This is a genomic window from Priestia megaterium (assembly GCF_041941685.1).
GTDB classification, from domain to species: Bacteria; Bacillota; Bacilli; order Bacillales; family Bacillaceae_H; genus Priestia; species Priestia megaterium_C.
Genome location: NZ_CP130958.1, coordinates 5,029,037 through 5,052,828, shown reverse-complemented (window position 1 = coordinate 5,052,828; position 23,792 = coordinate 5,029,037). Strand labels below are relative to the sequence as shown.

24 protein-coding genes are annotated in these 23,792 nt (G+C 37.8%); 10 read left to right on the top strand and 14 right to left on the bottom strand.

The window, feature by feature from the left end:
- Positions 1–2 precede the first annotated feature (2 nt).
- From Q5794_RS26760 to Q5794_RS26745, 4 genes are all read right to left on the bottom strand, one after another.
- The gene (locus Q5794_RS26760) at positions 3–941 is read right to left on the bottom strand and encodes a glycosyltransferase family 2 protein (protein ID WP_013059871.1); all 939 of its coding nucleotides are present in this window, start codon (positions 939–941) and stop codon (positions 3–5) included.
- Positions 938–2,038 (bottom strand): glycosyltransferase family 4 protein, encoded by a 1,101-nt coding sequence (locus tag Q5794_RS26755; protein ID WP_374988570.1) that lies wholly within the window; start codon positions 2,036–2,038, stop codon positions 938–940. The genes Q5794_RS26760 and Q5794_RS26755 overlap by 4 nt, the downstream gene beginning before the upstream one ends.
- A 291-nt stretch (positions 2,039–2,329) precedes the next feature.
- Positions 2,330–3,115, bottom strand: a complete 786-nt coding sequence (locus Q5794_RS26750) for an endonuclease/exonuclease/phosphatase family protein (protein WP_215054880.1) — start codon at positions 3,113–3,115, stop codon at positions 2,330–2,332.
- Positions 3,116–3,119: 4 nt separating this feature from the next.
- Positions 3,120–4,757, bottom strand: coding sequence for a PTS transporter subunit IIBC (locus Q5794_RS26745; protein WP_025752447.1), 1,638 nt, complete (start codon positions 4,755–4,757; stop codon positions 3,120–3,122).
- 274 nt (positions 4,758–5,031) lie between these two features.
- Here Q5794_RS26745 and pgmB point away from each other — a divergent pair, with 274 nt between their 5' ends.
- Both pgmB and Q5794_RS26735 read left to right on the top strand, forming a co-directional pair.
- Positions 5,032–5,739 (top strand): beta-phosphoglucomutase, encoded by a 708-nt coding sequence (gene pgmB / locus Q5794_RS26740; protein WP_374988569.1) that lies wholly within the window; start codon positions 5,032–5,034, stop codon positions 5,737–5,739.
- Positions 5,740–5,827: 88 nt separating this feature from the next.
- Positions 5,828–6,697, top strand: coding sequence for a Cof-type HAD-IIB family hydrolase (locus Q5794_RS26735; RefSeq protein WP_215054878.1), 870 nt, complete (start codon positions 5,828–5,830; stop codon positions 6,695–6,697).
- A 33-nt stretch (positions 6,698–6,730) separates the two neighbouring features.
- Here the strand turns inward: Q5794_RS26735 and pdxK are convergent, their stop codons facing one another.
- On the bottom strand, positions 6,731–7,555 hold the full coding sequence (gene pdxK, locus Q5794_RS26730) for a pyridoxine/pyridoxal/pyridoxamine kinase (RefSeq protein ID WP_374988568.1): 825 nt from the start codon (positions 7,553–7,555) through the stop codon (positions 6,731–6,733).
- Positions 7,556–7,912: 357 nt separating this feature from the next.
- On the opposite strand from pdxK, the gene Q5794_RS26725 reads away from it, so the two are divergent.
- On the top strand, positions 7,913–8,602 hold the full coding sequence (locus Q5794_RS26725) for a hypothetical protein (RefSeq protein WP_226897593.1): 690 nt from the start codon (positions 7,913–7,915) through the stop codon (positions 8,600–8,602).
- Between the two features lie 62 nt (positions 8,603–8,664).
- On the opposite strand, the gene ald is transcribed toward Q5794_RS26725, so the two are convergent.
- A complete protein-coding gene (gene ald / locus Q5794_RS26720) occupies positions 8,665–9,798 on the bottom strand; it encodes an alanine dehydrogenase (protein ID WP_013059863.1) in 1,134 nt (377 codons plus the stop codon).
- A gap of 251 nt (positions 9,799–10,049) precedes the next feature.
- Complete coding sequence (locus Q5794_RS26715; protein ID WP_215054875.1) at positions 10,050–11,285, bottom strand: CdaR family transcriptional regulator; 1,236 nt, start codon at positions 11,283–11,285, stop codon at positions 10,050–10,052.
- Between the two features lie 396 nt (positions 11,286–11,681).
- Between Q5794_RS26715 and gndA the strand changes: the two genes are divergently transcribed.
- Positions 11,682–13,094, top strand: a complete 1,413-nt coding sequence (gndA, locus tag Q5794_RS26710) for an NADP-dependent phosphogluconate dehydrogenase (protein WP_215054874.1) — start codon at positions 11,682–11,684, stop codon at positions 13,092–13,094.
- Positions 13,095–13,136: 42 nt separating this feature from the next.
- Here gndA and zwf read toward each other — a convergent pair whose 3' ends face one another.
- The gene (zwf, locus tag Q5794_RS26705; protein WP_013059860.1) at positions 13,137–14,639 is read right to left on the bottom strand and encodes a glucose-6-phosphate dehydrogenase; all 1,503 of its coding nucleotides are present in this window, start codon (positions 14,637–14,639) and stop codon (positions 13,137–13,139) included.
- Positions 14,640–14,944: 305 nt separating this feature from the next.
- Positions 14,945–15,391 (bottom strand): staygreen family protein, encoded by a 447-nt coding sequence (locus Q5794_RS26700; protein WP_025752460.1) that lies wholly within the window; start codon positions 15,389–15,391, stop codon positions 14,945–14,947.
- A 177-nt stretch (positions 15,392–15,568) separates the two neighbouring features.
- Here Q5794_RS26700 and Q5794_RS26695 point away from each other — a divergent pair, with 177 nt between their 5' ends.
- From Q5794_RS26695 to Q5794_RS26685, 3 genes are all read left to right on the top strand, one after another.
- A complete protein-coding gene (locus Q5794_RS26695; protein WP_215054873.1) occupies positions 15,569–16,243 on the top strand; it encodes a uracil-DNA glycosylase in 675 nt (224 codons plus the stop codon).
- A gap of 115 nt (positions 16,244–16,358) precedes the next feature.
- Positions 16,359–16,664: a YwdI family protein gene (locus Q5794_RS26690; RefSeq protein ID WP_223269014.1), complete on the top strand. Its 306-nt coding sequence runs from the start codon at positions 16,359–16,361 to the stop codon at positions 16,662–16,664.
- A gap of 15 nt (positions 16,665–16,679) precedes the next feature.
- A complete protein-coding gene (locus tag Q5794_RS26685) occupies positions 16,680–17,051 on the top strand; it encodes a DUF423 domain-containing protein (RefSeq protein WP_013059856.1) in 372 nt (123 codons plus the stop codon).
- A 24-nt stretch (positions 17,052–17,075) separates the two neighbouring features.
- On the opposite strand, the gene gerQ is transcribed toward Q5794_RS26685, so the two are convergent.
- From gerQ to hemQ, 3 genes are all read right to left on the bottom strand, one after another.
- Positions 17,076–17,555, bottom strand: a complete 480-nt coding sequence (gerQ, locus tag Q5794_RS26680) for a spore coat protein GerQ (protein WP_057240029.1) — start codon at positions 17,553–17,555, stop codon at positions 17,076–17,078.
- Positions 17,556–17,581: 26 nt separating this feature from the next.
- On the bottom strand, positions 17,582–18,004 hold the full coding sequence (locus Q5794_RS26675; RefSeq protein WP_215054872.1) for a cell wall hydrolase: 423 nt from the start codon (positions 18,002–18,004) through the stop codon (positions 17,582–17,584).
- 178 nt (positions 18,005–18,182) lie between these two features.
- Complete coding sequence (gene hemQ, locus Q5794_RS26670; RefSeq protein WP_013059854.1) at positions 18,183–18,926, bottom strand: hydrogen peroxide-dependent heme synthase; 744 nt, start codon at positions 18,924–18,926, stop codon at positions 18,183–18,185.
- Positions 18,927–19,202: 276 nt separating this feature from the next.
- On the opposite strand from hemQ, the gene pta reads away from it, so the two are divergent.
- The gene (gene pta, locus Q5794_RS26665) at positions 19,203–20,174 is read left to right on the top strand and encodes a phosphate acetyltransferase (RefSeq protein WP_013059853.1); all 972 of its coding nucleotides are present in this window, start codon (positions 19,203–19,205) and stop codon (positions 20,172–20,174) included.
- A gap of 31 nt (positions 20,175–20,205) precedes the next feature.
- Here pta and Q5794_RS26660 read toward each other — a convergent pair whose 3' ends face one another.
- Together Q5794_RS26660 and Q5794_RS26655 are read right to left on the bottom strand one after the other, a co-directional pair.
- Positions 20,206–21,057 carry a biotin/lipoate A/B protein ligase family protein gene (locus tag Q5794_RS26660; protein ID WP_215054871.1) on the bottom strand — a complete coding sequence of 284 codons (852 nt, stop codon included), beginning with the start codon at positions 21,055–21,057 and terminating at the stop codon, positions 20,206–20,208.
- Positions 21,058–21,185: 128 nt separating this feature from the next.
- The gene (locus tag Q5794_RS26655; protein ID WP_308215704.1) at positions 21,186–21,860 is read right to left on the bottom strand and encodes an RsfA family transcriptional regulator; all 675 of its coding nucleotides are present in this window, start codon (positions 21,858–21,860) and stop codon (positions 21,186–21,188) included.
- Positions 21,861–22,061: 201 nt separating this feature from the next.
- Between Q5794_RS26655 and Q5794_RS26650 the strand changes: the two genes are divergently transcribed.
- Both Q5794_RS26650 and Q5794_RS26645 read left to right on the top strand, forming a co-directional pair.
- Positions 22,062–22,286, top strand: coding sequence for a DUF1450 domain-containing protein (locus Q5794_RS26650; RefSeq protein ID WP_013059850.1), 225 nt, complete (start codon positions 22,062–22,064; stop codon positions 22,284–22,286).
- 193 nt (positions 22,287–22,479) lie between these two features.
- Positions 22,480–23,787: an HD domain-containing protein gene (locus Q5794_RS26645; protein WP_013059849.1), complete on the top strand. Its 1,308-nt coding sequence runs from the start codon at positions 22,480–22,482 to the stop codon at positions 23,785–23,787.
- The last annotated feature ends 5 nt before the right edge of the window (positions 23,788–23,792 follow it).

The following is a 23,792-nucleotide window of genomic DNA, read 5'->3' as shown; positions in this document are numbered from 1 at the left end:
TGTTATTCTCCTACTTGTTCAATCTGTTCAATTTTTTTATTTAGTTCTAATTCATATTGCTTGCGATTTAATGAAGCGATTGTATCTAGAATTAATCCACAGACGAAAGATAAAACACCTAACACCATCAATCCAGTTGCTAAGATAGATGACGGTACTTTGGTAATAAAGCCTGTATCAAAAAATTCATAAAGTACCGGAGCACCAACAGCTAATCCTGCGACAATAAACAACACTGTCCAAATGGAGAAGAACTGAAGCGGCTTGTACTCTTTAAATAACGTAAAAATCATTCGTAACACTTTAAATCCATCAGAGAACGTATTAAGTTTCGATTCGCTGCCTTCAGGTCGATCGCGATAATCGATCGCGATTTCTTTTAGGCGGAAGCGTTTATCTAACGCGTGAAGACTCATTTCTGTTTCAATTTCAAATCCCGGGCTCATCACAGGTATTGATTTTACAAATAATTTATCGTACGCACGATAACCTGTCATGATATCTTTAATGTTACTTTTGTACAGGCCATTAATTAAAGAACGTACTAAGTTGTTACCAAAATTATGGAAAGCACGTTTGTTTTCTTCGAGATACGTTCCGTTTGATAAACGATCTCCAATGACCATATTAGCTTCTCGATTTCTAATAGGCTCAATTAATTGATGAACAAATTCTGCAGGGTACGTATCATCCCCATCTACCATGACATAACAATCTGCATCAATTTCTTGAAACATCGAACGTACAACATTTCCTTTTCCTTGCTTGAATTCTTTTTTGACGATTGCCCCGTGTTCAAGTGCAATTTCACTTGTACGATCTTTTGAATTGTTATCGTACACATAAATGTCTGCACTAGGCAGTTCGCGTTTGAAATCGTCAATTACTTTTCCAATTGTTACTTCCTCGTTATAACAAGGAATTAAAACTGCGACTTTCATTTTTCCACCTCATCAAAAAAAATTGTTGGGAGTTGTTCAGCAATTACATCTACTGTGTAGCGGTTTGCTGTTTGTAACGCCTGTTGAGACATTTGCTGTTTCACATCTTCAGGAAGATTAATAAAAGCCTGTAGCTGTGAAGCTAATTCCTCTACATTTTTAGGCTCAAAGAATAGACCATTCTTTCCGTCTATAATGTAATCTTTTAGACCACCAATCTGACTCCCAATTACGGGTGCTCCGCAAGCCATAGCTTCGAGGCCGACTAAGCCTAAACTTTCTCCTTTTCTTACGGTCGGAAACACGAATGCTTCAATTGCATTATATACGTAAGCAAGAGAGGACTGAGGAAGGAGAGGGAAATGGATGACTTTTTCCTCTAGACCTAGAGTCTTGACCATTTCCTTAAATGCAGCTTCATCTTTTCCGCTTCCAATGTATAGGTATTTATAAGAAGTGGGCATTTGTTGTTCAGCTTTTGCAATTGCTTGCAGGTAGTATTTCCATCCTTTACCCACATCAATGCGGCTTACACATCCAAGATAACGGATAGTAGGGTCCAAGTTTAGTTCTTGATAAGCTTTGCTTTTATCTGCATAAGGGTGAAACAGATCTTTATTCACTCCTCCGCTTGGAAAAATATAGATTGGGTTATGAACCTTATATTTCTCTTCAACGAGCCCTTTATAATAAGGAGAAGGAGTAATAATTTTAGTAGAATGTTGCAATAAGTCATTTACTCTCGGCTGATATTTTTCCTGTGAAGGTACTTCAGGTACAACGTCTGAACCATGAACGTTTGTCACAATCTTCACATTCTTCTTTAGCTTTTTAAGAATCAACAGAGGAAGAGCATTATGAGATGCATAATGTACGTAAAGGTAGTCGTAGTTTTTTGTCAAGCCCGTCAAGACGACATTAGCATAATGAGAAGCATAGCTAAAAAGCTTGCTTAATTTGCTTGTCTTTTTTTGCATGACAATTTTATCAACTTGAATACCATGTTGAACTAAAATTTTTTCAGTGTTTTGAACAAATACACCATAGCTCGGGAATTGTTCCGAAGGATACATATTTGAAATCAACAAAATTTTCATGATTGTTTCACACCTATTTTTCTTTATTAGTTTATGATAATGACAACGGGTGTTCATTTAAATAGAGCTTACATGTATCATCTTACTATTAAGTTGAGCGATTTCATTGATAAACATGCAAAAATGGGTTGCATATCGCCAACATCACAATATTATAGCACACCTACTTTTTAAAATGCGAAAGTTTATCGGACACTTCTAAAACGATAGATAAAGCAGTAAAGAAGATGATTTTTACATCCTCATAATCACACGAAAAAAAGCGAACGCTATTCGTTCGCTTTATGTCACTTATTTCACTTCAACGCTTACCCCAAAATGGTCGGAAACAACGGGATAATGTATGCCGTTAAAAACCACAGTTGATGACTGAATATCCTGCGCATGACTCGATAGAATTAGATCAAGGCGCAGTGCCTGTTCATTATCATCCCATCCAGCAATGTTACCTTTAACTGTAATACCGCTGTCTTTTTTATTCGATAGAGTATACGTATCATAGAGGCCTTGGCTCAACAGGTAGTCGTAACCTTCATTTCGTCTATGAGCGTCATTATTAAAGTCTCCGAGTAGGAAAAATGGGTTATCTTTGTGTACATGAGCTAGCAGTGTATCAACTTGCTGCTTGAATGGCTCTTCCTCGTCATCCCACCAGCCAAGATGACAAGAATAAAACGTAAGGAGTTCTTTTTCATATTCGATTGTTGCTCCAACAATTCTTCTCGTTTTCCAATAGTCAATATTTGACGTTTGTGAAACAAAAAATGAATGCTCTTCAATAATCGGGTGTTTCGTTAAAATGGCAATTCCTTCTTCATACACTTCATAGCCTATATGAGATACATCCCATACCAATTGATAGTCTTCACCTTGCTTACCCAGTTCTTTTGCTAAAAGCCAAGCGTAATTATCGCTACGAATGTAGTCATATACATAAGGTGCGTCTACTTTTTGGCTTACTTCCTGTAAAGCAATGACATCATATTTTTCTTTTTTAATTACTTCAGCTAGACAAGATAACTTGTCTAGCTGATTTTCCTCTTGCCAAGAGTGGCAATTTAACGTTAATAGCTTCATTATGTTAAGCTCCTAACAAATCTTGAATGTCGGATTTCAAAACATCCGCTTTAGGTCCATAAATAGCTTGTACCCCTTTATCTTTCAAGATTAAACCAAGGGCTCCGTTTTGTTTCCACTCACTTTCTCCTGCAACGGCATGTATATCTTTTACCGTTACACGTAAGCGAGTCATACAAGCATCAACGTCTTCAATATTGTTTTCTCCGCCAAGCAGTCCAATAATGACTGGGGCAAGCGAATCATTTTTCACCTGCTTGCTGCTTGTTGCAGTTGTTTCTTCATCGATATAGTTTCCGTTACGTCCCGGCGTTGGGAAGTTAAAACGTTTGATTAAGAAGTTTGCCACTCCAAAATTTAAGCCAAAGAATACAAGGCAGGCGATGACGAAGTTCATTAAGTCAGCCCATAGTCCGGCTTTGATAATCATTGGTGTACGTGTTAATAGTTCAATTACACCAAATGAGTGTACGCGAACATGAACAATATCAACAATGGCAAAAGCCAGTCCCGTCATAATGGCGTATACGACGTATAGAAGAGGTGCTGCGAACATGAACATAAATTCAATCGGTTCTGTTACGCCTGTTAAGAAAACAGCTAGTCCAGCTGAAAAGAACATTGAACGATATTTCGAACGTTTGTCAGGATCTACGTTACGATACATTGCTAAAGCGATTCCAATTAATGACGCACAAGATAAAATCATCTGTCCTACTTTAAATCGTGCAGGTGTAACGTCATGTAAGAGCTGCTTGTAGCTGTCCATATCTCCTGCAGCGCGGAAATTATTTAAATCTGCAATCCAAGCAAGCCACAAAGGATCTTGACCGGCAACAGTGGAACCTGCTCCAGAACCCGTTAAAATTTTGTACGTACCGCCTAGCTCCGTGTAGTTCATAGGAACTGTCAGCATATGATGAAGACCAAATGGAAGAAGCAAACGCTCTAATGCTCCGAAAATAAATGGTGCTAGAATAGGAGCTGTGTCTCTAGATGTTGCAATCCACTGTCCGAAGCTGTTTAATGAACCTTGGATAAATGGCCATACAATGGATAAAAGCAGTGCCGTTACAACTGAACCACCGATGACCACAAATGGTACGAAGCGCTTGCCGTTAAAAAACGAAAGAGCTTCAGGCAATTTATCGTAGTTGTAATATTTATTGAATAAATTCGCGCCTAAAAAACCAGCGATAATTCCTACGAACACTCCCATGTTAAGAGCGGGAGATCCTAAAATAGATGTGAAGTAGTCTTTTACAACTAATTCTTGTCCAAACAGTGATTGAACCGTTGCTTTTGAATCTGAGAGCATTTCTGCTTTAACTCCGAAAATGGCTCCTGTAATTCGATTAATAAGAATGAATGCAATGAGTGCAGCAAATGCACCGCCAGCACGTTCTTTTGCCCAAGAGCCCCCAATGGCAACAGCGAACAAGATGTGAAGATTTGTAATGATACCCCAGCCTATGTCTTCCATCACGCGTGCAATTGTTTGTACAGCAGTGATGTCTCCCCCAGTCATTGCAACTAGTTTTCCAAGTGAAATCATAATACCGGCTGCGGGCATAACCGCTACTACTACTAATAAAGCCTTACCAAACTTCTGCCAAAAATCAAATGAAAAGAACTTCTTCATAGTTTTTCCCCTTCCCCTATGTATGGGCTTTCATTTTATTTTTTGATAAACTATATTTTTAAGATAGCGCAACCGTTTGCATAATCTTATTGTAATAAAAGGGCTTTCATAATGCAATACTGTAATTCCTCTTTTTTGAAAAATTTATTCATGAATTATAAATGATGAAAAAATTTTTATGATAAAGTGAACAATATCAACGGCATTTTAACACGATAGAATGTAATAAAAGCATTCAAGTAATGGCATAAAGACAAGTGCAGAGGAGGATAATATGCAAAAAGAAGGGCTACAAGCGATTATTTTTGATTTAGACGGTGTTATTGCAGATACGGTACATTTATATTATAGAGCAAACAAAAAAGTAGCAGATCAACTTAACGTTTCATTTTCTGAAGAACTGAATCAGCAGCTGCAGGGAATCAGCCGAGTGAAAACTGTAGAGCTCATTGCTGCACAAGGCAACGTACGTCTGACAGTGGAAAAAAAAGAACAGCTTGCTGATGAGAAGAATAAGCATTATCAAGCACTAATAAAGGAAATGACGAAGAATCACTTACTTCCAGGAATACAATTGTTGTTAGAGGATTGTAAAAAACAAGGTATTAAAATGGGAATTGCTTCTTCTAGTTCAAATGCAAATACTGTAGTGGATGCGTTAGGAATACGCTCTTTTTTTGATTGCATTGTGAATGTGAGAAAAATAAAGAAGGGAAAACCAGATCCAGAAATATTTTTGACAGCCGCCGATCAATTAAAAGTAAAACCCTATGCATGTGTGGCCATAGAAGATGGAGAGGCTGGTATAAAAGCTATTAATCAAACAGATATGGTTTCTATCGGCGTTGGTAAGCATCTGAAGGAAGAGGATGTGAATTTTCACGTATATTCAACAGCTGATTTGCGTTTAAAGACGATCAAAGAGGTTTTCGAAAAAGCAAGAAAAGGAACAGATTATAACAGCGCGTATACAAAAAATTAGTAAATCTTTTACATGCAAGTAGCAAAGCGTAAAAAAACATATGCTAGAATAAAATAAGAGAGCAAAGATACATAGGAAGGGGTACATCATGATTAAATGTATTGCGATCGATATGGATGGAACTTTAGTAAATAGTGAACAAGTTGTAAGTAAAGAAAATGCCCAAGCGATTAAGACAGCTCAAAAGGCAGGGGTGGAAGTTGTTGTTGCTACGGGACGTTCTTATGAAGAGGCCCGTTATGTTTTAGAAGAAGCAGGACTTCATACATATTTAATTTGTGCAAACGGAGCAGAGCTTCGGAACCCACAAGGGGAAAAACAATATTCAGTAGGCATGACGATGGAATCTATTCGCGAAGTAGAAAATATTTTTAAGAAGTTTCAGCTGTACTTTGAAGTCTATACAAGTGAAGGTACGTATTCAAATGACTATGAAAAAGCTTTGTCGGTATTAATGGATATTTATTTAAGCGCTAGCTTAAAAGATAATTATGAAAAATCGTTAGAAGCGGCAAAAGAGCGTTTCAATAGCGGCAGAGTAAAGCTTATTGAAGAGTATGAAGCGTTGTTTCAAGATCCAAACAAGGACATTTATAAGCTGCTTGCTTTCTCTTTTGACGAAGAAAAGTTAGAACAGGCAAAAATAGAACTTGTGAAGTTAGATTCGGTTGCAGTCAGTGCATCTGGTAAAGAAAATATTGAAATAAATGATGAAAATGCTCAAAAAGGAATTGCAGTTACATCATTTGTTCAAGAACGCCATATTTCTTTAGAAGAAACGATGGCCATTGGAGACAATTATAACGACGTATCGATGTTTCAGCGAGTTGGACGCGCTGTAGCGATGGGGAATGCGCCTCAAGAAATTAAAGAGTTTGCCCATATCGTAACAGGAACAAATGACGAGCACGGCGTAGCTCAAGCTATTTTAAATGCGCTTGAAACAGTTAAACAATAAGCAAACTAAAAAGCATGCCTTTAGGCATGCTTTTTAGTTTGCTACTTTCTCCTTGTTACGACGGTATGCACCGTGGTTTGTTGGTCCAACATATTGATTTAAAGCAAATGAATGACGAATTGCTTCTGTAATAAATTCTTTTGCTGTATAAATAGCTTGTTTGACGTCACTGCCTTTTGCCAATTCAGCAGCAATCGCAGCTGAGTATGTGCATCCAGCACCGTGCGTAAATGTCGTTTCAATACGTTCAGACTCTAAGATCTCAAACGTCTTTCCATCATAAAGCAAATCAATTGCTTTTTCATGCGCCAATTTACTTCCGCCTTTAATCAATACATATTCGGCACCAAGGTCAAAAATTTTGACGGCTGCTTCTTTCATTTTATCCACCGTTTTGATAGGACCAAGTCCGCTTAATTGACTAGCTTCAAATAAGTTAGGCGTTACGACTGTTGCTTTTGGAACTAGTACATCACGCAAGCTGACAGTTGTTTCCGGGTGAAGCGCTTCGTCTTCTCCTTTACATACCATCACAGGATCTACTACGATATTTTTTAAACCATATTCTTCAATTGTTTTTGTGGCTAGTTCAATAATTTCCACTGAGCCAAGCATACCTGTTTTTAGAGCTTGTACGCCTACGCCTTTTACAATTGTTTTCAACTGCTGTTCAACAGTTGAAACTTCTTGTGGAAATACGTTATGAGACCAGCTGTTATCGGGATCCATTGTTACAATTGTTGTTAAAGCTGTCATTCCGTAAACACCCAGTTCTTGAAATGTTTTTAAATCCGCTTGAATGCCAGCTCCGCCGCTACTGTCAGAACCCGCAATGGTTAATGCTTTATTCAGTGTCATAAAAAATCCTCCCGTATTTTAAGTTCATAGAGAAAATAGGGTAAAACTTCCACCGGTCGGTTTTTAGCTGCCCAATGTGTTTTAGATAAATTTCTTCCATTCACTTTTTCTTCTATTTTATCGCTTTTAATGTAGATATTCAATTTCTAAAAACTGTATGAATCCTAAGTGTATACTTTTGTCTTAGCCTCTTTTACCTTATGGTACAAGCACTCTTTCTTTTCATGAATAAAATAAAGAGAAACTTAAGAAAGGGTGATTCACATAAAAAAACATTCTAATCATGACAGTTATAAAGACGATTCGTATTCTTTCAATAAATCACAACCTCGCAAAAAAAACTACAAAGATTATTATATGAATTCAAATTTAACAAACGATCACTTCAGAACTGTTAAGGCAGGCACTTTAAATGTTTGTATAATTGTATTACCAGGAGCTAAAGTTGATAGAAACTCCAAAGATAATCAGTCTATAGTTCCTAATCGTGTAAAAAGAGACATAGCGGCCGCTAATAAAATATGGAAACAATATGAGAAAAACCGATTAATTCAAGGTGTTACATTTACTATTACACGTTCAGTTGTTTTTTTGGAAAACATCAGTGGCATTGTTAGTAATGCGGAAAATTTTCCAATTGGAGGGTCTAGTCATCTTACAATGGTACAAGCAATGCTTAAAACTGGCCGAAAGGTTTGTCAAAATGCTGATGTGTATGTATTTTACATGAATGGAAATAGATTTGGGCCTGTTAATTTTGATTATTCATCTACTCTCGCTGTAACTTATAATTCTTTTCCGCTTATTATTATGACAAATGCAAGTACAGATGAGTATCTTCTCGCACATGAATTGGGTCATTTTATGTTTATTACGAATCGTTTTAACGAGACGGATGATCCAGAACCTTTTCATGAACTAGATGGAAATCATAATAGAACGCCTAGTAACCTTATGTTTCCTACTCCTGAATTCTGGCCAATAGTACCGGAGATTACCAGTGAACAGATACACAAAGCTTTAAATAGTCGTGTTTTTTATAGCTAATTGTTGTTCATGCAAAATAAAAACGCCCTTAACAGCGGGTTAAGGACGTTTTTCACTATTTATTAGATAGAAGCTAATTCTTTTTCAAGAGCTACGTCTACTGATACATAATCATAACCTAAATCATGTGCAACTGCTTCGTACGTAATGGCTCCGTTTGCAACGTTCACTCCTAATTTTAACGCTTCGTTTTGAGCGATTGCTTTGTGAACACCTTTAGAAGCAATTTGAAGTGCGTAAGGTACGGTTACATTTGTTAAAGCAATTGTTGATGTGCGAGGAACTGCTCCCGGCATGTTTGCAACTGCATAGTGTACAACCCCGTGCTTTTCATAAGTCGGCTGATCGTGTGTTGTAATGTGGTCGATTGTTTCAACAATACCACCTTGGTCGATTGCTACGTCAACAATAACAGAACCTGGCTTCATTGTTTTTACCATTTCTTCTGTTACTAGTTTTGGAGCTTTTGCACCTGGAATTAATACTGCGCCAATCACTAAATCTGATTCTGCTACTGCATCCGCAATATTGTAAGGGTTTGACACTAGCGTATTGATTTGGTTGCCAAAGATATCGTCTAATTGACGTAGGCGTTCAGGACTTAAATCAATAATTGTTACATCAGCACCCAGGCCGATTGCGATTTTTGCAGCATTTGTACCAACACCGCCGCCGCCGATAATCGTTACTTTTCCGCGGCTAACTCCAGGAACACCCGCTAATAAAATTCCTTTTCCACCGTTTGATTTTTGAAGGAATTGTGCACCGATTTGAGCAGCCATACGTCCTGCTACTTCACTCATAGGTGTTAATAGAGGCAATGTACGATTTACTGCTACTGTTTCATAAGCAATGGCTGTTACGCCGCTATCTTTTAATGCTTTTGCTAGTGCTGGTTCAGCTGCTAAGTGAAGGTATGTGAATAAGATAAGACCTGGTCTAAAATAGCCGTATTCACTGGCTAATGGTTCTTTTACTTTCATAACCATTTCAGCTTGTGCCCAAACGTCAGCTGCTGTCTCAACAATTTCAGCTCCAGCTTTTACATAATCTTCGTTTGTGAAGTTACTTCCAATACCCGCTTCATTTTCAATTAATACACGATGACCTGTACCAACAAATGATGCTACGCCTGCTGGTGTAATCGCTACTCGGTTTTCGTTGTTTTTGATTTCTTTTGGTACGCCAATAATCATGATTAATTTCCCCCTTGGTCGTTTGTGTACCTTTAGTATAAAGAAAGTTTTATGAAATTTCTTTGTCTAGAAAGAAGAATTGAAGAAGTGGTTTTTGTTTAAACACACAAATGTAAACGCTTACTTATCAGATTTTTTAATTTTTATGTAAGGTCATCTAACATCACGAGGAAATAAAAAGTAAAAAAAGAGCTATTCGTTTATTTTCTAATAAACGAATAGCTCAATGTTAAAAGAAGTTACATAACCTGTTATTTTTTATATTTCATTAACTTAATATCAATATAAAGAGTCATTTTTTGATTAACGTCCTTTAAGTTAATATCACCAATCTCTGAAATTCGCTTTAATCGATAGCTAAGTGTATTCATATGCACATTTAATTCTTTTGCTGCTTCGTTAATGTTATTATCATTATTTAAAAATACTTCGAGAGTCTCCACCAAGTTACTGTTATGACGAAGATCGTAATCAGTTAGCTTCTTTAAAGAATGGTTTTCAAATTGATCTTGCACGCGCTTCTCTAAAATAACATCAAGAAATTGATAAATACCTAATTCCTGATAGTTAATAATCTCTTTCGTTTCTTCTGGAAACTTACTTTTCATATCTAATACGTTCAAGGCTTCTTTATAACTTTTTTCGATATGATCGTGCAATGAATAAATACTGCTGCAGCTGGCTTTAATTTGAGTAACATCAAAGCGTTCATACATGTTGCCTCTAAAATAGTCTACAAAATCTCGCTGTTCATCAAGAGGGTTTTCAACCGCATCCAAAGAAAGCAGTAAGATTAAGTCATTGCAATCAATCGTATAAAGAACGATTTTCAAGCGATGCATCGTTTTTAGCATATATGAGATTTGACGTTCAGCTTCAGGCGTAATATCTTCTTGGAAGCGGAAGATAGCAATGGAAAACGTTGATGGAGCTGTAATTTGAGCTTCATAAAACGCTTCTGAAATTTCCTGGCGAGACTTAATGTGACCAGTTAATAATTTCCAGAAAAATTCCTGGGAACGTTCCTCTCGCTTATACTTTCGAATTTGAAGCTGTAGCAATTTATTTTTTAATACATTCGCAGCTTTTTTTAATAGCTCTACTTCTTCGTCGCCTAAGGCTTTCTCAATTTCAACAGCCCAGATGAATCCTAGAACTTCTTCATTTTTCCAGATGGAAATAGCTATACGATCTCCAAGTCCAATTTCATTTATATTTTTCACACGCACAGGTTCATTTGTCTCAAGTAGTTTAGGAATAATGCCTTCTTTCCATAAGTTGTTGATGACTTTTTCCGGAACTCTTCTTCCAATAATCGTGGCAATACGCGCCTGGTCCGTTCTTTCGTCATGGGTGCTATAAGCTAATAAGCGATGATTAGCATCTTCAATGGTAATAGGACAGTTCAATACTTCGCTAATGCGATCAGCGAATTCTTCAAGCGTATCAAAATTTTCCTTGAACGGATCTTTGATTGGTTTCGTCATATATAAAATCCCTCTTCATAAAACAAAATAAGTACTAGTACAGCTTTTTTAGCTGCAATAAATATAGTAAAACGGTAACAACCGTGTTGATCATCAATTCATTGAAATGATTAACTGCTTAATATTTTAACAAAAGTAATTGTTTAAGAAAATGTTAAAATGCGTCTAAAGGTAGTTAAGAATGTACGGATGATTAGTAACTGCGTTCATTTCGCTTATTTTATCGAAATTTTCTTCAAAATAATCAATGTTCGGTGAGCATGATTCTTTTCAAATGTGTATAATAAAACGTATGATTATGGTTATATCAAACTTGAATCTGTAACTTTCTTTATGATATGTTCAGTTACGATTAGGTTGACCAATTCATATTACACATGAAGGGAAGAATTTAACATGGCAAAACAACAAATCGGTGTTATCGGTTTAGCGGTTATGGGGAAAAACTTGGCGCTAAACATTGAGAGCAGAGGCTATTCTGTTTCAGTTTATAACCGCTCTCCTGAAAAGACAGAAGAGTTCCTAAAAACAGAAGCAGAAGGTAAAAATTTTGCAGGTACATACAGTGTGGAAGAGTTTATTAATTCTCTTGAAAAACCGCGTAAAATTTTATTAATGGTTAAAGCTGGTGCTGCTACAGATGCAACAATTGATTCGTTAAAACCATACTTAGAAAAAGGCGACATTTTAATCGATGGCGGAAATACATTCTTCCAGGATACAATTCGTCGTAACAAAGAGCTAGAAGAATTAGGTATCCATTTCATCGGTACAGGCGTATCCGGCGGAGAAGAAGGCGCATTAAAAGGACCTTCAATCATGCCTGGCGGACAAAAAGAAGCATATGAACTTGTAAAACCAATCTTAACAGCTATTTCAGCGAAAGTTGAAGGCGATGATTGCTGCACATACATTGGACCAAATGGTGCAGGTCACTACGTAAAAATGGTTCATAACGGCATCGAGTACGGCGATATGCAGTTAATTTGTGAAGCATACTTCATTATGAAAAACGTATTAGGTTTAGAAACAGATGAACTACATGAAGTATTTGCTGAATGGAATAAAGGCGAGCTAGATAGCTACTTAATTGAAATCACAGCTGATATCTTTACGAAAAAAGATGAAGAAACAGGTAAAGCACTTGTAGACGTTATTTTAGACACTGCAGGTCAAAAGGGTACAGGTAAATGGACAAGCCAAAGTGCGCTTGATTTAGGTGTACCACTACCAATCATTACGGAATCTGTATTTGCGCGCTTTATTTCAGCTATGAAAGAAGAACGTGTAAAAGCAAGCAAAGTATTGAGCGGTCCAAATGCAGCTGCATTTGAAGGTGATAAAACCGAATTAGTAGAAGCAATCCGTAAAGCATTGTACATGAGTAAAATTTGTTCATATGCGCAAGGGTTTGCTCAAATGAAAGCAGCTTCTGAAGAATATGACTGGAATTTACAGTATGGTGATATTGCAATGATCTTCCGTGGTGGTTGTATCATCCGTGCACAATTCTTACAAAAAATTAAAGAAGCTTACGATCGCGATGCAGATCTAACAAACTTATTATTAGACCCATACTTCAAGGATATCGTAGAAGGCTATCAGTCGGCTCTTCGTGAAGTTATTTCAATTGCGGTTAAACAAGGTATTCCTGTACCAAGTTTCTCAAGTGCATTAGCTTACTATGACAGCTACCGTACAGACACATTACCAGCGAACCTTTTACAAGCGCAACGTGACTACTTCGGAGCTCACACATATCAACGTGTTGATAAAGAGGGCGTATTCCATACTGAGTGGTTAAAATAAAAAACAAGAAAAGCAGCTGTATACTACAGCTGCTTTTTTTATTTACTCTTTAGGTGAGAAGTTGTCTTCGCCGACTGGCCACCAGTGAAAACCGTCTTCAGCAAGCAATGCGTCTGATTCTTTTGGTCCCATTGAACCTGATTCGTAGTTCGGGAAGTTTTGTGCTTTTGTGCTTTCCCATGCTTCTGAAATGGTATCAACAAACTTCCAAGAAAGGGCTACTTCATCCCAGTGAGTAAAGTTCGTTGCATCTCCAAGCATGCAATCATAAATAAGGCGTTCATAAGCTTCCGGTGTATTCATTTTATCTCCACAGTTATTGCAATAGTTCAAGTTAATTGGTGTGGACGATGTTGCACCCGGCGTTTTACGCGCGTTTAAGTGAAGCGTAATGCCTTCTTCCGGTTGGATATGAATGACAAGCAAGTTTGGATGAATTTCTTTATCTTTATTGAAGTACAGGTTCATTGGTAAGTCTTTGAACTGTACAACAATTGTCGTTGCTTTTTCTTTCATGCGTTTACCTGTACGGATATAAATTGGTACGCCAGCCCATCTGAAGTTATCAATCATAAGCTTACCAGATACAAATGTAGCGGTATTAGACTCAGGATCAACCGAGTTTCCTTCGCGATAGCCGATAACTTCTTCTCCTTCAAGTACACCTTTGCCGTATTGGCCTCGTACAAAATAATCATCTACTTCATCTACTGATAAAGAGCGAAGAGCACGCAATACTTTTACTTTTTCACTGCGAATTTCTTCCGGTGTTAATTTAATTGGCGGTTCCATTGCAAGCAATGCCACCATTTGAAGCATATGGTTTTGTACCATATCTCGAAGGGCACCTGAAGATTCATAGTAACGGCCACGGTCTTCTACACCAAGCGTCTCGCTAGACGTAATTTGGATGTTTGAAATGTATTGGTTGTTCCACATCGGTTCAAATAGAGCATTTGCAAAACGGATAACTTCGATATTTTGCACCATTTCTTTACCGAGGTAGTGGTCGATACGATAAATTTGATCTTCCTTAAATGCATGGCGAATTTGTTCATTTAGTTCTTTAGCAGAAGGATAATCATGGCCAAACGGCTTTTCAATGACTAGGCGACTCCAACCGTCTGTTTGTGTTAAACCTTCATTTTTTAAATTCGAAGCAATTGTTCCGAAAAATTCAGGTGCCATTGCTAGGTAGAAAATACGATTTCCAGGCACATTGTATTGCTCATCAAGGCTTTCTGTTAGGCTTTTTAATTCTTGATAAGAAGCGACATCTGTTACGTCAAACGGTTGGTAATAAAAATGTGAAGCAAACTTTTCAATGTCAGCGTCACTGTTTTTGAAACTGCTCACTGATTTTTTTACATTTTCGCGTAATTCGTCATTAGTCCAAGGTCTTCTTGCGACACCGACAACAGCGAAATCTTCCGATAGTTTGTTCGCTTTATATAAGCGGAAAATAGAGGGGAATAACTTACGTTTTGCTAAATCACCTGTAGCGCCAAAAATTACGATAATGGATTTTGGTTGTACATTTGTCATTACTTCTAGGACCTCACTTTGTCGTAGTTACGTTCAATTTTTTTCCGCTTTAACAGACAACACTTAAATGAAATCTGGGGATTCATTGCCCGTTAAACTCGGCCTTTATAAACAAACGAATGATTGCTTGTTTACCTTTTCCTTTATGTATAGAACTACTAATAAATTGTAACGATTTTAAAGGGTTAACGCAAATAGATTAAAACAATTTGTAGTTATTATTCCATGTTTTTAACAAGTTTAAAAGTATTTTGTTTCGAATACGGAAAAAAAGCTACCGTTATTTTAACAGTAGCTTTTCTCATTTATTTATATTGATACAGGGAACCGATAGATTTTTTTGTTGAAAATGGCAAGTCAGGGCTATCGGCGATGATAAAAATAGGACAGTGCATTAAAAGTGGATGTTTTTCGAAAAAAGAAGCATCAGCGTGATAGATGGACGATAGAATAACAGGGAGCTGTTCTAAAAAGTGAAGGTAGCGTGTAATGGTTTCATCTGTTGATGTATGCGCACCGATGTAATAATACACAGTAAGGGAATAAAAACCTTTATCAAAGACGAAGGATGCTAAATATTCGTTCCGCTCTTTTTGCATATGATCGTAGGCAAATTCAATGCCGATTTGAATGGAAGGAACAGAAGTGTGTTGACCTGGGAAAACGGTGTATTTTCTTGGTATCATCGGTTCAACGGGTGTAACACCCAGGCTGTAGGTTACATCTATTTGGTGGGGATTGCTGATGATCATATGGAATCCCTCCTTTAATATAAAAATACACTCTTTATAAGTGTATACAAAGTTTCATTGAACATGACAATATTAAAATATGGCCAGGCTCTCAGCATATTTAAAGCAGGCAACGTTTGAGCAGGGGGCAGAGTTTACGATAAAATAACAAAAAAGATTATTATGAGGTGATAAGCAATGAGTATTTTAAAAAATGACTGGGCTCCTTTATTAGAAGAAGAATTTCAAAAAGACTATTACATACAGCTTCGAGAATTTTTAGTGGATGAATATAATCACCACACCATTTACCCTGATAAATATGATATTTTTAATGCTTTACACTATACGGATTATAAAAATGTAAAAGTGGTCATATTGGGACAAGATCCTTATCATGGACCAAATCAAGCGCATGGACTGAGCTTCTCTGTTCAACCAGGAGTAAAAACACCGCCTTCTTTAGTGAATATTTACAAAGAGCTGAAAAATGAAATGGATTATCACATTCCGAATAACGGTTATTTAGTCAAATGGGCAGAACAAGGCATTCTTTTGCTTAACACTGTTTTAACGGTTAGAAGAGGAGAAGCGAACTCTCACAAAGGAAAAGGGTGGGAGCAGCTGACGGACCGTATTATTGAATTAGTGGCACAAAAAGAGGAGCCAGTTGTGTTTTTGCTGTGGGGCAAGCATGCACAAGCTAAAAAGGAGCTCATTCATCATTCGCACCATTTAATTTTGGAAAGCCCGCACCCTAGCCCATTTTCGGCTAATCGAGGCTTTTTTGGTAATAATCACTTTCAACGAGCAAATGAGTTTTTGTTCCAACACGGACGTCAATCCATTGATTGGCAAATTGACGATGTGTAAAAGTGAGCATTTCATGAAGATTAGCTTCAGACATAGCCTCCTATTTCATCTTTTGATAAAATAGCTGTATAAAGTCATATTGAATGTAAGATGAGGTGTCTACATGGATATAAAAATGGCGCAGCTCCTTGATAAAATTAGTGCAGAAGTACAAAAAGCAAAGCACCATTCGAATAGTGCGAACGTTCGAGATCAATTGGTTGCCATAAAAGCACTGTGTGAGCTTGCATTAGATCAAAATGGAGAGGTTTCAGTATCGAAACCTGTCTCGGTTTCAAAACCTGTTGTAATGTCTTCACCGGAAATGATGCAATCTCCTGAGATTATGCAGCAACAGATTATTCAGTCATCCAAACCTAATTTTGAGGGAACGAAATTGAAATCAGATGATGCAAACGGCGATAGTCTATTTGATTTCTAAAGTGAGGAGAAAAACATGAAACTATTTTTAATAATCGGTGCAATCAATGCGATGTTAGCGGTTGCTCTTGGTGCTTTTGGAGCACACGGTTTAGAAGGCAAAATCTCAGAGAAATATTTAGAGGTATGGAAAACGGGAGTGCAGTACCAAATGTTCCATGCAATGGGGCTGTTTGTCATTGCGTTTCTATTAAGCAAATTTCCTCAATCTTCTTTGTTAACAGCTTCGGGCTGGATTATGTTCGCGGGGATTGTGCTGTTTTCGGGAAGTCTCTATGTATTAAGTACGTCCGGTATTAAAGTTCTCGGCGCGATTACTCCGCTAGGTGGAGTTGCGTTTATTGTGGCTTGGATTTTAATTGTTGTTGCAGCTGTGAAATGGCTATAAAAAAACCCCTGAAAAGGGGTTTTTTTAACGAGGAGAATAATTGCTCAACTGCTGGCCTCCACCGCTAAACGGATAATTATATTTGATTGGACCCTCAAAAGTGATGTAATCGAGATAAACCATAAGCAGTAAATAACGAGTGCCAGTTTGTGGATCACTTAAAATGATATGATCGCGTCCGGCTGCTTCAATTTCCCCTCTAAAGACCTTAGCGTTCCACTGCGTGTTATTTTCAAACGTCATATATACAGTCGCTATTTTCCCTCGATTTAAACGTAAAATATTTTCAATATATGATTGTTCAATGGGCAGTTGATTTGGGTCTTGCGGGGCACCACTGCCTCCAGAAGAGGTAGGGGGCGGACCTCCTTGGCTTTGCCCTTGAACCTGCTGGCCGCCTGGCTGGGGCTGCTGCGGCTGAGGCATATAATAAGGGTAGTTTGGACTCATATACGGATTTTGCATATATTGCTGTTGCGGTTGATTAGACTTTGGTTTTTTCATAGGAACCTCCTTCAAACAAAAAGAAATTAGTAAACTCCTGGACAATCAGCTTGAGTTGGTGCAAAGAAACAGTGAGATTTAAATCGTCCTGTGTTATTTTGGTTATACCATTGAGCAGGACAGTCGCCGCTGGGCTTGAAAAACCACAGTGAGTTTTCCGCGGGGTTAAAACGTTCCCCTCTTAATACACGTCGTGCAAGTGTAATTTCAGACTGGCGGGCACGCTGATAAAAGTAGCCTTTTTGAGTTGCTTCAAATCCGCCTGGGTTTTGAAACACCATCTGACGAATGGTTCTTATATTTCTAAAATCTAAACAGGGAGCTTTAGCGCGGTTCACGCCTAGATTTCCTACCAGTAACATCCCTTGTTTTCCTTCACTTTCAGCTTCAGCTCGAATGAGTCTGGCTAGGAGCTTAACATCTTCTTCGTTGTGTGCAACAACTGCCATTATCCCACCTCGCTTACTTGTGACACTGTTGTATATATATGGTCCTGTAAGTGCGAATATGCCATGGCTAGAAAATAAAAAACCTGTTTCCACTTGGAAACAGGTTTTTTTAGATAAAGCTCATTGATATTTATTGCTCTAGGCGTTACAAAAGAGATGAGCGCTTTTGCGGCTTAGTTTAAACGTGTAAAAAACGTGCAATAGCTTCTTCTTTTAATAAATTTCCGACAAAGAAGCTGCCAAATTCCCCGTAGCGAGCACTTACTTCGTCAAAACGCATTTCGTATACTAATTTTTTAAATTGAAGTACGTCATCTGCAAAAAGAGTAACGCCCCACTCATAATCATCAAAACCAACAGAACCCGTAATGATTTGCTTTACTTTTCCAGCGTATTGACGTCCAATCATTCCATGACTGCGCATTAAGCTGCGGCGTTCTTCCATAGGAAGCATGTACCAATTGTCATTTCCTTGACGACGTTTATCCATTGGATAAAAGCAAACATGACTAGCTTTTGGTAAAGTTGGATATAGTCTAGCTTGGATTTGAGGATTTTCATAAGGATCCTCCCCAGCAGGTAAGTAGTTGCTTAATTCAACTACTGATACGTATGAATAAGTAGGAATGGTAAACTCAGCAAGCTTTGTTTTATTAAATTCTGTTTCAATTTCATTTAGTTCTTCCATAGTAGGACGAACAAGCATTAGCATAAAGTCTGCTTTTTGGCCGACAATGGTATATAAAGCATGGCTACCTTGCTTCTCAGCTTCAGTTCCTTTCCATTTCTCAATCAAACCTAAAAATTCATGGATAGCCGCTTGGCGATCGTCGCTTGATAACTGCTTCCAAGCGCCCCAATCGATTGAACGGAAATCATGAAGTGCATACCAACCGTCTAATGTTTGTGCTGCTTCTGCCATTTCGTTTCACTCCTATTGTCCGATTATGATAAATTCCAATTCTACTATATCATAGTTTGTCTGAAGACCTGGAATGAAAAACCTGTGATTTTGTGACTAAACTTTAAACAATTGTCGCAAAGTAAAAACAGGTTTTATTTTAGGTGTTAGCGGAAAATTAAGAATTAAAAGACTTTTTTGTGATCATGGATTCTTGAAGAACATGCCTTTGATTTTTAAAAAAAGTGGAGTATCCTATTATGAGAAAAGTTTTTTACATATCGAGGAGGATTTACTTTGAGTGATTTATTTACAGGTTTAAAACAAAAAGTATCAGCTAGCGATGTATCAATCGTATTCCCAGAGGGATTAGATGAGCGCGTATTAGGTGCTGTTTCTCGTTTAGCTGCCGACAATATCTTAAAGCCTATCGTTGTTGGAAATAAAGACGCTGTAGCATCAAAAGCAGCAGAACTAAACGTAAAATTAGACGGTGTTGAGGTTTTAGATCCTCAAAGCTACTCTGAATTTGATGAAATGGTGGCAGCATTTGTTGAGCGTCGTAAAGGTAAGGCAACAGAAGAAGATGCTCGCAAAATTTTATTAGATGAAAATTATTTTGGCACAATGCTTGTTCATATGAATAAAGCGGACGGTCTTGTAAGCGGAGCTGCTCATTCTACAGCAGACACAGTGCGACCTGCTCTACAAATTATCAAAACAAGACAAGGTGTTAAGAAAACATCTGGCGTATTTATCATGGTTCGTGGCGATCAAAAATACGTATTTGCTGACTGTGCAATCAATATTTCACCTGATAGCCAAGATTTAGCTGAAATTGCTATCGAAAGTGCTCGTACAGCTGAAATGTTCGATATTGATCCTCGTGTTGCTATGTTAAGCTTCTCAACAAAAGGATCAGCAAAATCTCCGGAAACAGAAAAAGTAGCAAACGCAGTAGAAATTGCAAAAGAATTAGCACCAAGCGTAACATTAGACGGCGAATTCCAATTCGACGCAGCATTTGTTCCTTCTGTAGCTGAAAAGAAAGCACCAGGTTCAGTGATCAAAGGAGATGCAAATGTATTTGTATTCCCAAGCCTTGAAGCAGGTAACATTGGTTACAAAATTGCACAGCGCTTAGGAAACTTCGAAGCCGTAGGTCCAATCTTACAAGGTCTAAACAAACCGGTAAACGATCTATCTCGCGGTTGTAACGAAGAAGATGTGTACAAGCTTGCTTTAATCACAGCAGCTCAAGCACTGTAATAAAAAAACTCCGTCCTCGGGCGGAGTTTTTTTATTCGGCTAATGAACCCAATGCTTTTTTGTTGCGGTCATACATGCGCTGCAGCTGCGTCTCAAACAGCTCTTGTTCGGTAGCATTTAAAGGCATATTTACAAGAGAAGAGCTCATACTATTCAGTGTTTGCAATAAAAGCAGCATGACATCAGAAACGGTTAAATCAATCTGTAATAGCTCAGATAGAGAAGCCATTGTATGAGGCTCGATATCTGGGTATGAAAATTTAGTTTCCGTGTTTTGGAGCCCTTTTTTGTAAAACTCTTGAATGAGAGAAGCACGTTTAGAGCCGCTTCCTTTAACGCATAAGTAAATTTGTACAGCCACTCCGCCGCGAACGCGTCGCTGTGAAATGCCTGCAAACTTTTGATTGCGAATGCTTAAATCAAAACTGCCGGGACAATAAGAGCCTACGATTTCCTTCGCTTCAATTGCTGTCTCGTAAGATGCAAACATGACCTTAATCAAATCAAACATGGCTTCATATCCACGATCGATATCAATTCCTTTTTCTGCATCAGGAAAAATTAAAGAAATGTTTAGGACATCTTGATCAAGTACGACAGCGAGGCCGCCTGAATTGCGGACGATTGTTTTATATCCTTGTTCATGTAAATAAGCTGCACCTTCAGCTAAATGAGGGAGCTTTGTATCTTGGATGCCTAATACAATCGTATCGTGATGCACCCAAGAGCGCATGACAGCTGGAGATTCACCTCTTCCAACGGTTGTACAAAGCGTGTCATCGATGGCAAAAGAATGACGGGCATCAAAATGAGGACCTAGACTGGATTGATCAATAATACGCCAAGCGGGCTGTGCTAAAAGCTTTAAACTATTCTGCTGCATATCTCAAACCCCTTTATAAACAGTAAACGAACATATTATAGCATAAAGGCGTCGTGTCATTGGCTGTAAAATAGAAAAAGAAGAAAGAAGAGCCAAGTTTGACATCCCTCTTTCTTCGTTCATGTAGCTTATTCAGCCATTTTCTCAAGATTTCCGTTACGATCCATTTTAAATGTAGTAGAAGAACGTTCTTCTTCATCGAATAGAGCTAACTTTCGCGCACGGTTCATGATTTGCATTAATGTTTCATAGTCTTCTTGAATAGTAGTAGCATTTGCCTCGAGATGTTTGATTTGTTTTTCCAACTCTGTGGTTTTCTTAGCTAATTCTGTATTTTCTTGCATCAAGCGTTTGTTTTCGCTTTGCAATGCCTGTAAATTGCTCGCTTGATTTGGCATTGTTTGCAAAAAGCGAATAACGTCAGCCATTGAAAGCTCTTCACTGCTGCTTTTTTCTACTTGTGTTTCAGATAAGCTATATGTTGCTGTAGGTGCAGACATCATTTGTTCCACATGCTCTACAGATGCTGGTGGCGTATATAATAATTTCTTTTTGCCTTGCTCTTGTCCAAGTGCACGCATGCGCTGTTTTCGCTGTTTTTTGGCTAGCTGAAGTGCTTTTTCATACTGATGGCGTACGACAGCATTCCATCTGAATCCACATGCTGCTGAAGTGCGATTTAATTCATCTCCAACTTCTTCAAACGCATTCAGCTGCGTACTTCCTTCGCGGACATGGCGCAATACTGTTTCAGCTAATAATAAATCGTTTTCTTCTGTCCAAGCATCTTGTCTATCTTTCACTTTGTTCACTCCTCTATTTTCCATGACTCATAGTAATCATGTTTTGTAGTATCATCATGTACAAAAAATCCATACTTTATACCATTTCTTCTAGGAGTATGATAGATTTTACTTCCTTCTTTAACTTGCATCGGACTTCAAATAGGGGTAAAATACCCCTTAGACAAAATGATGAACCCATTTTGAAAGGATTGTGTCAACATGGCAAATGAATTTAGAATTTGTGATGATTGTCAGGCAACAAACGTCAAAACGTTGTTACCTCGACTTAAAAAAATAGATGAACAAGCTGAAGTACAAATCGGCTGCCAATCTTACTGTGGACCCGGACGTAAAAAGTCATTTGCATTTGTAAACAACCGTCCTGTAGCAGCGCCAACAGAGGATGAATTAATCGAGAAGATTGAGAAAAAAGTAAAAAAATAGATAGTGAAACAATAAATAGCTGCTTTTCTGCTACTTATTTGTCGAACGAGCTTCTTACAAACAGAATCGCCTTGTTTGTTAGGTAAATCACCTTGGTTGCTTGACAAGGTGATTTTTTATTCTGAATAGGAAAATAGGAAGTGAGTGTCGAAAAATTATAGCAACAACAAAGTGAAGATAGAGAGGTATGTAAATGACATATCCTAATGAAAAACTCAGTGAAGAAAAAGTATTTAAAGATCCTGTTCACCGCTATATCCATGTAAGAGATCGTGTTATTTGGGAGCTAATTGGGACAGCCGAATTTCAAAGGCTGCGTCGTATTAGACAGCTAGGAACGACATACTTAACGTTTCATGGGGCTGAGCACAGCCGTTTTAGTCATTCCTTAGGTGTTTATGAAATTGTGCGCCGTATTATTGATGACGGTTTTCAAGGACGCCCTGAATGGAATGAAGATGAGCGTCTTCTTTGTCTTTGTGCTGCTTTACTGCACGATTTAGGTCACGGTCCGTTTTCACATTCGTTTGAGAAGGTTTTCCACTTAGACCATGAAGAATTTACACAAGCCATTATCGTAGGTGACACAGAGGTAAATCAAGTGTTAACGAAAGTAGGAAAGGATTTTCCTAAAAAAGTGGCTGAAGTAATCGCGAAAACATATGAAAATAAGCTTGTCGTTAGTTTGATTTCCAGTCAAATTGATGCAGATCGCATGGATTATTTGCAGCGTGATGCGTATTACACAGGAGTAAGCTATGGTCACTTTGATATGGAACGAATTCTGCGCGTTATGCGCCCTCGGGAAGACCAAGCCGTGATTAAACACAGCGGTATGCATGCGGTTGAAGACTATATTATGAGCCGCTATCAAATGTACTGGCAAGTGTATTTTCATCCTGTTACGAGAAGTGCTGAAGTGATTTTGACAAAAATTTTACATCGTGCAAAAGAGCTCCATCATCATTACTATGAGTTCAAGCAGGAGCCAACTCATTTTTATTCGATTTTTGAAGAAGAAATATCGCTAAAAGAGTATTTGAAATTAGATGAATCTGTGATTTTATTTTATTTTCAAGCGTGGGAAGAAGAAGAGGATGAAATTTTATCTGATCTATGCCGAAGATTTATGAATCGTCAGCTTTTTAAATACATTGAATTTAATCCGAATTCACAAATGAAGATGTGGATGGAGCTTACAACATTATTTAAAAAAGCGGGTATTAACCCAGATTATTATTTAGTCGTCGATTCTTCAAGCGACTTACCATACGATTTTTATCGACCGGGTGAAGAGGAAGAACGTTTGCCGATTCATCTGTTGATGCCAAATAATGAAGTGCGTGAATTATCACGTCAGTCGGAGATTGTTGAAGCAATTTCAGGGAAAAAGAGAACCGATCATAAATTATATTTTCCACAAGATCTCATTGATCAATTGTCGTCTAAGCGAAAAGTTAAAGATCAGATTATAAACTTACTAAAAGGAGATCAGAGTTAAATAGT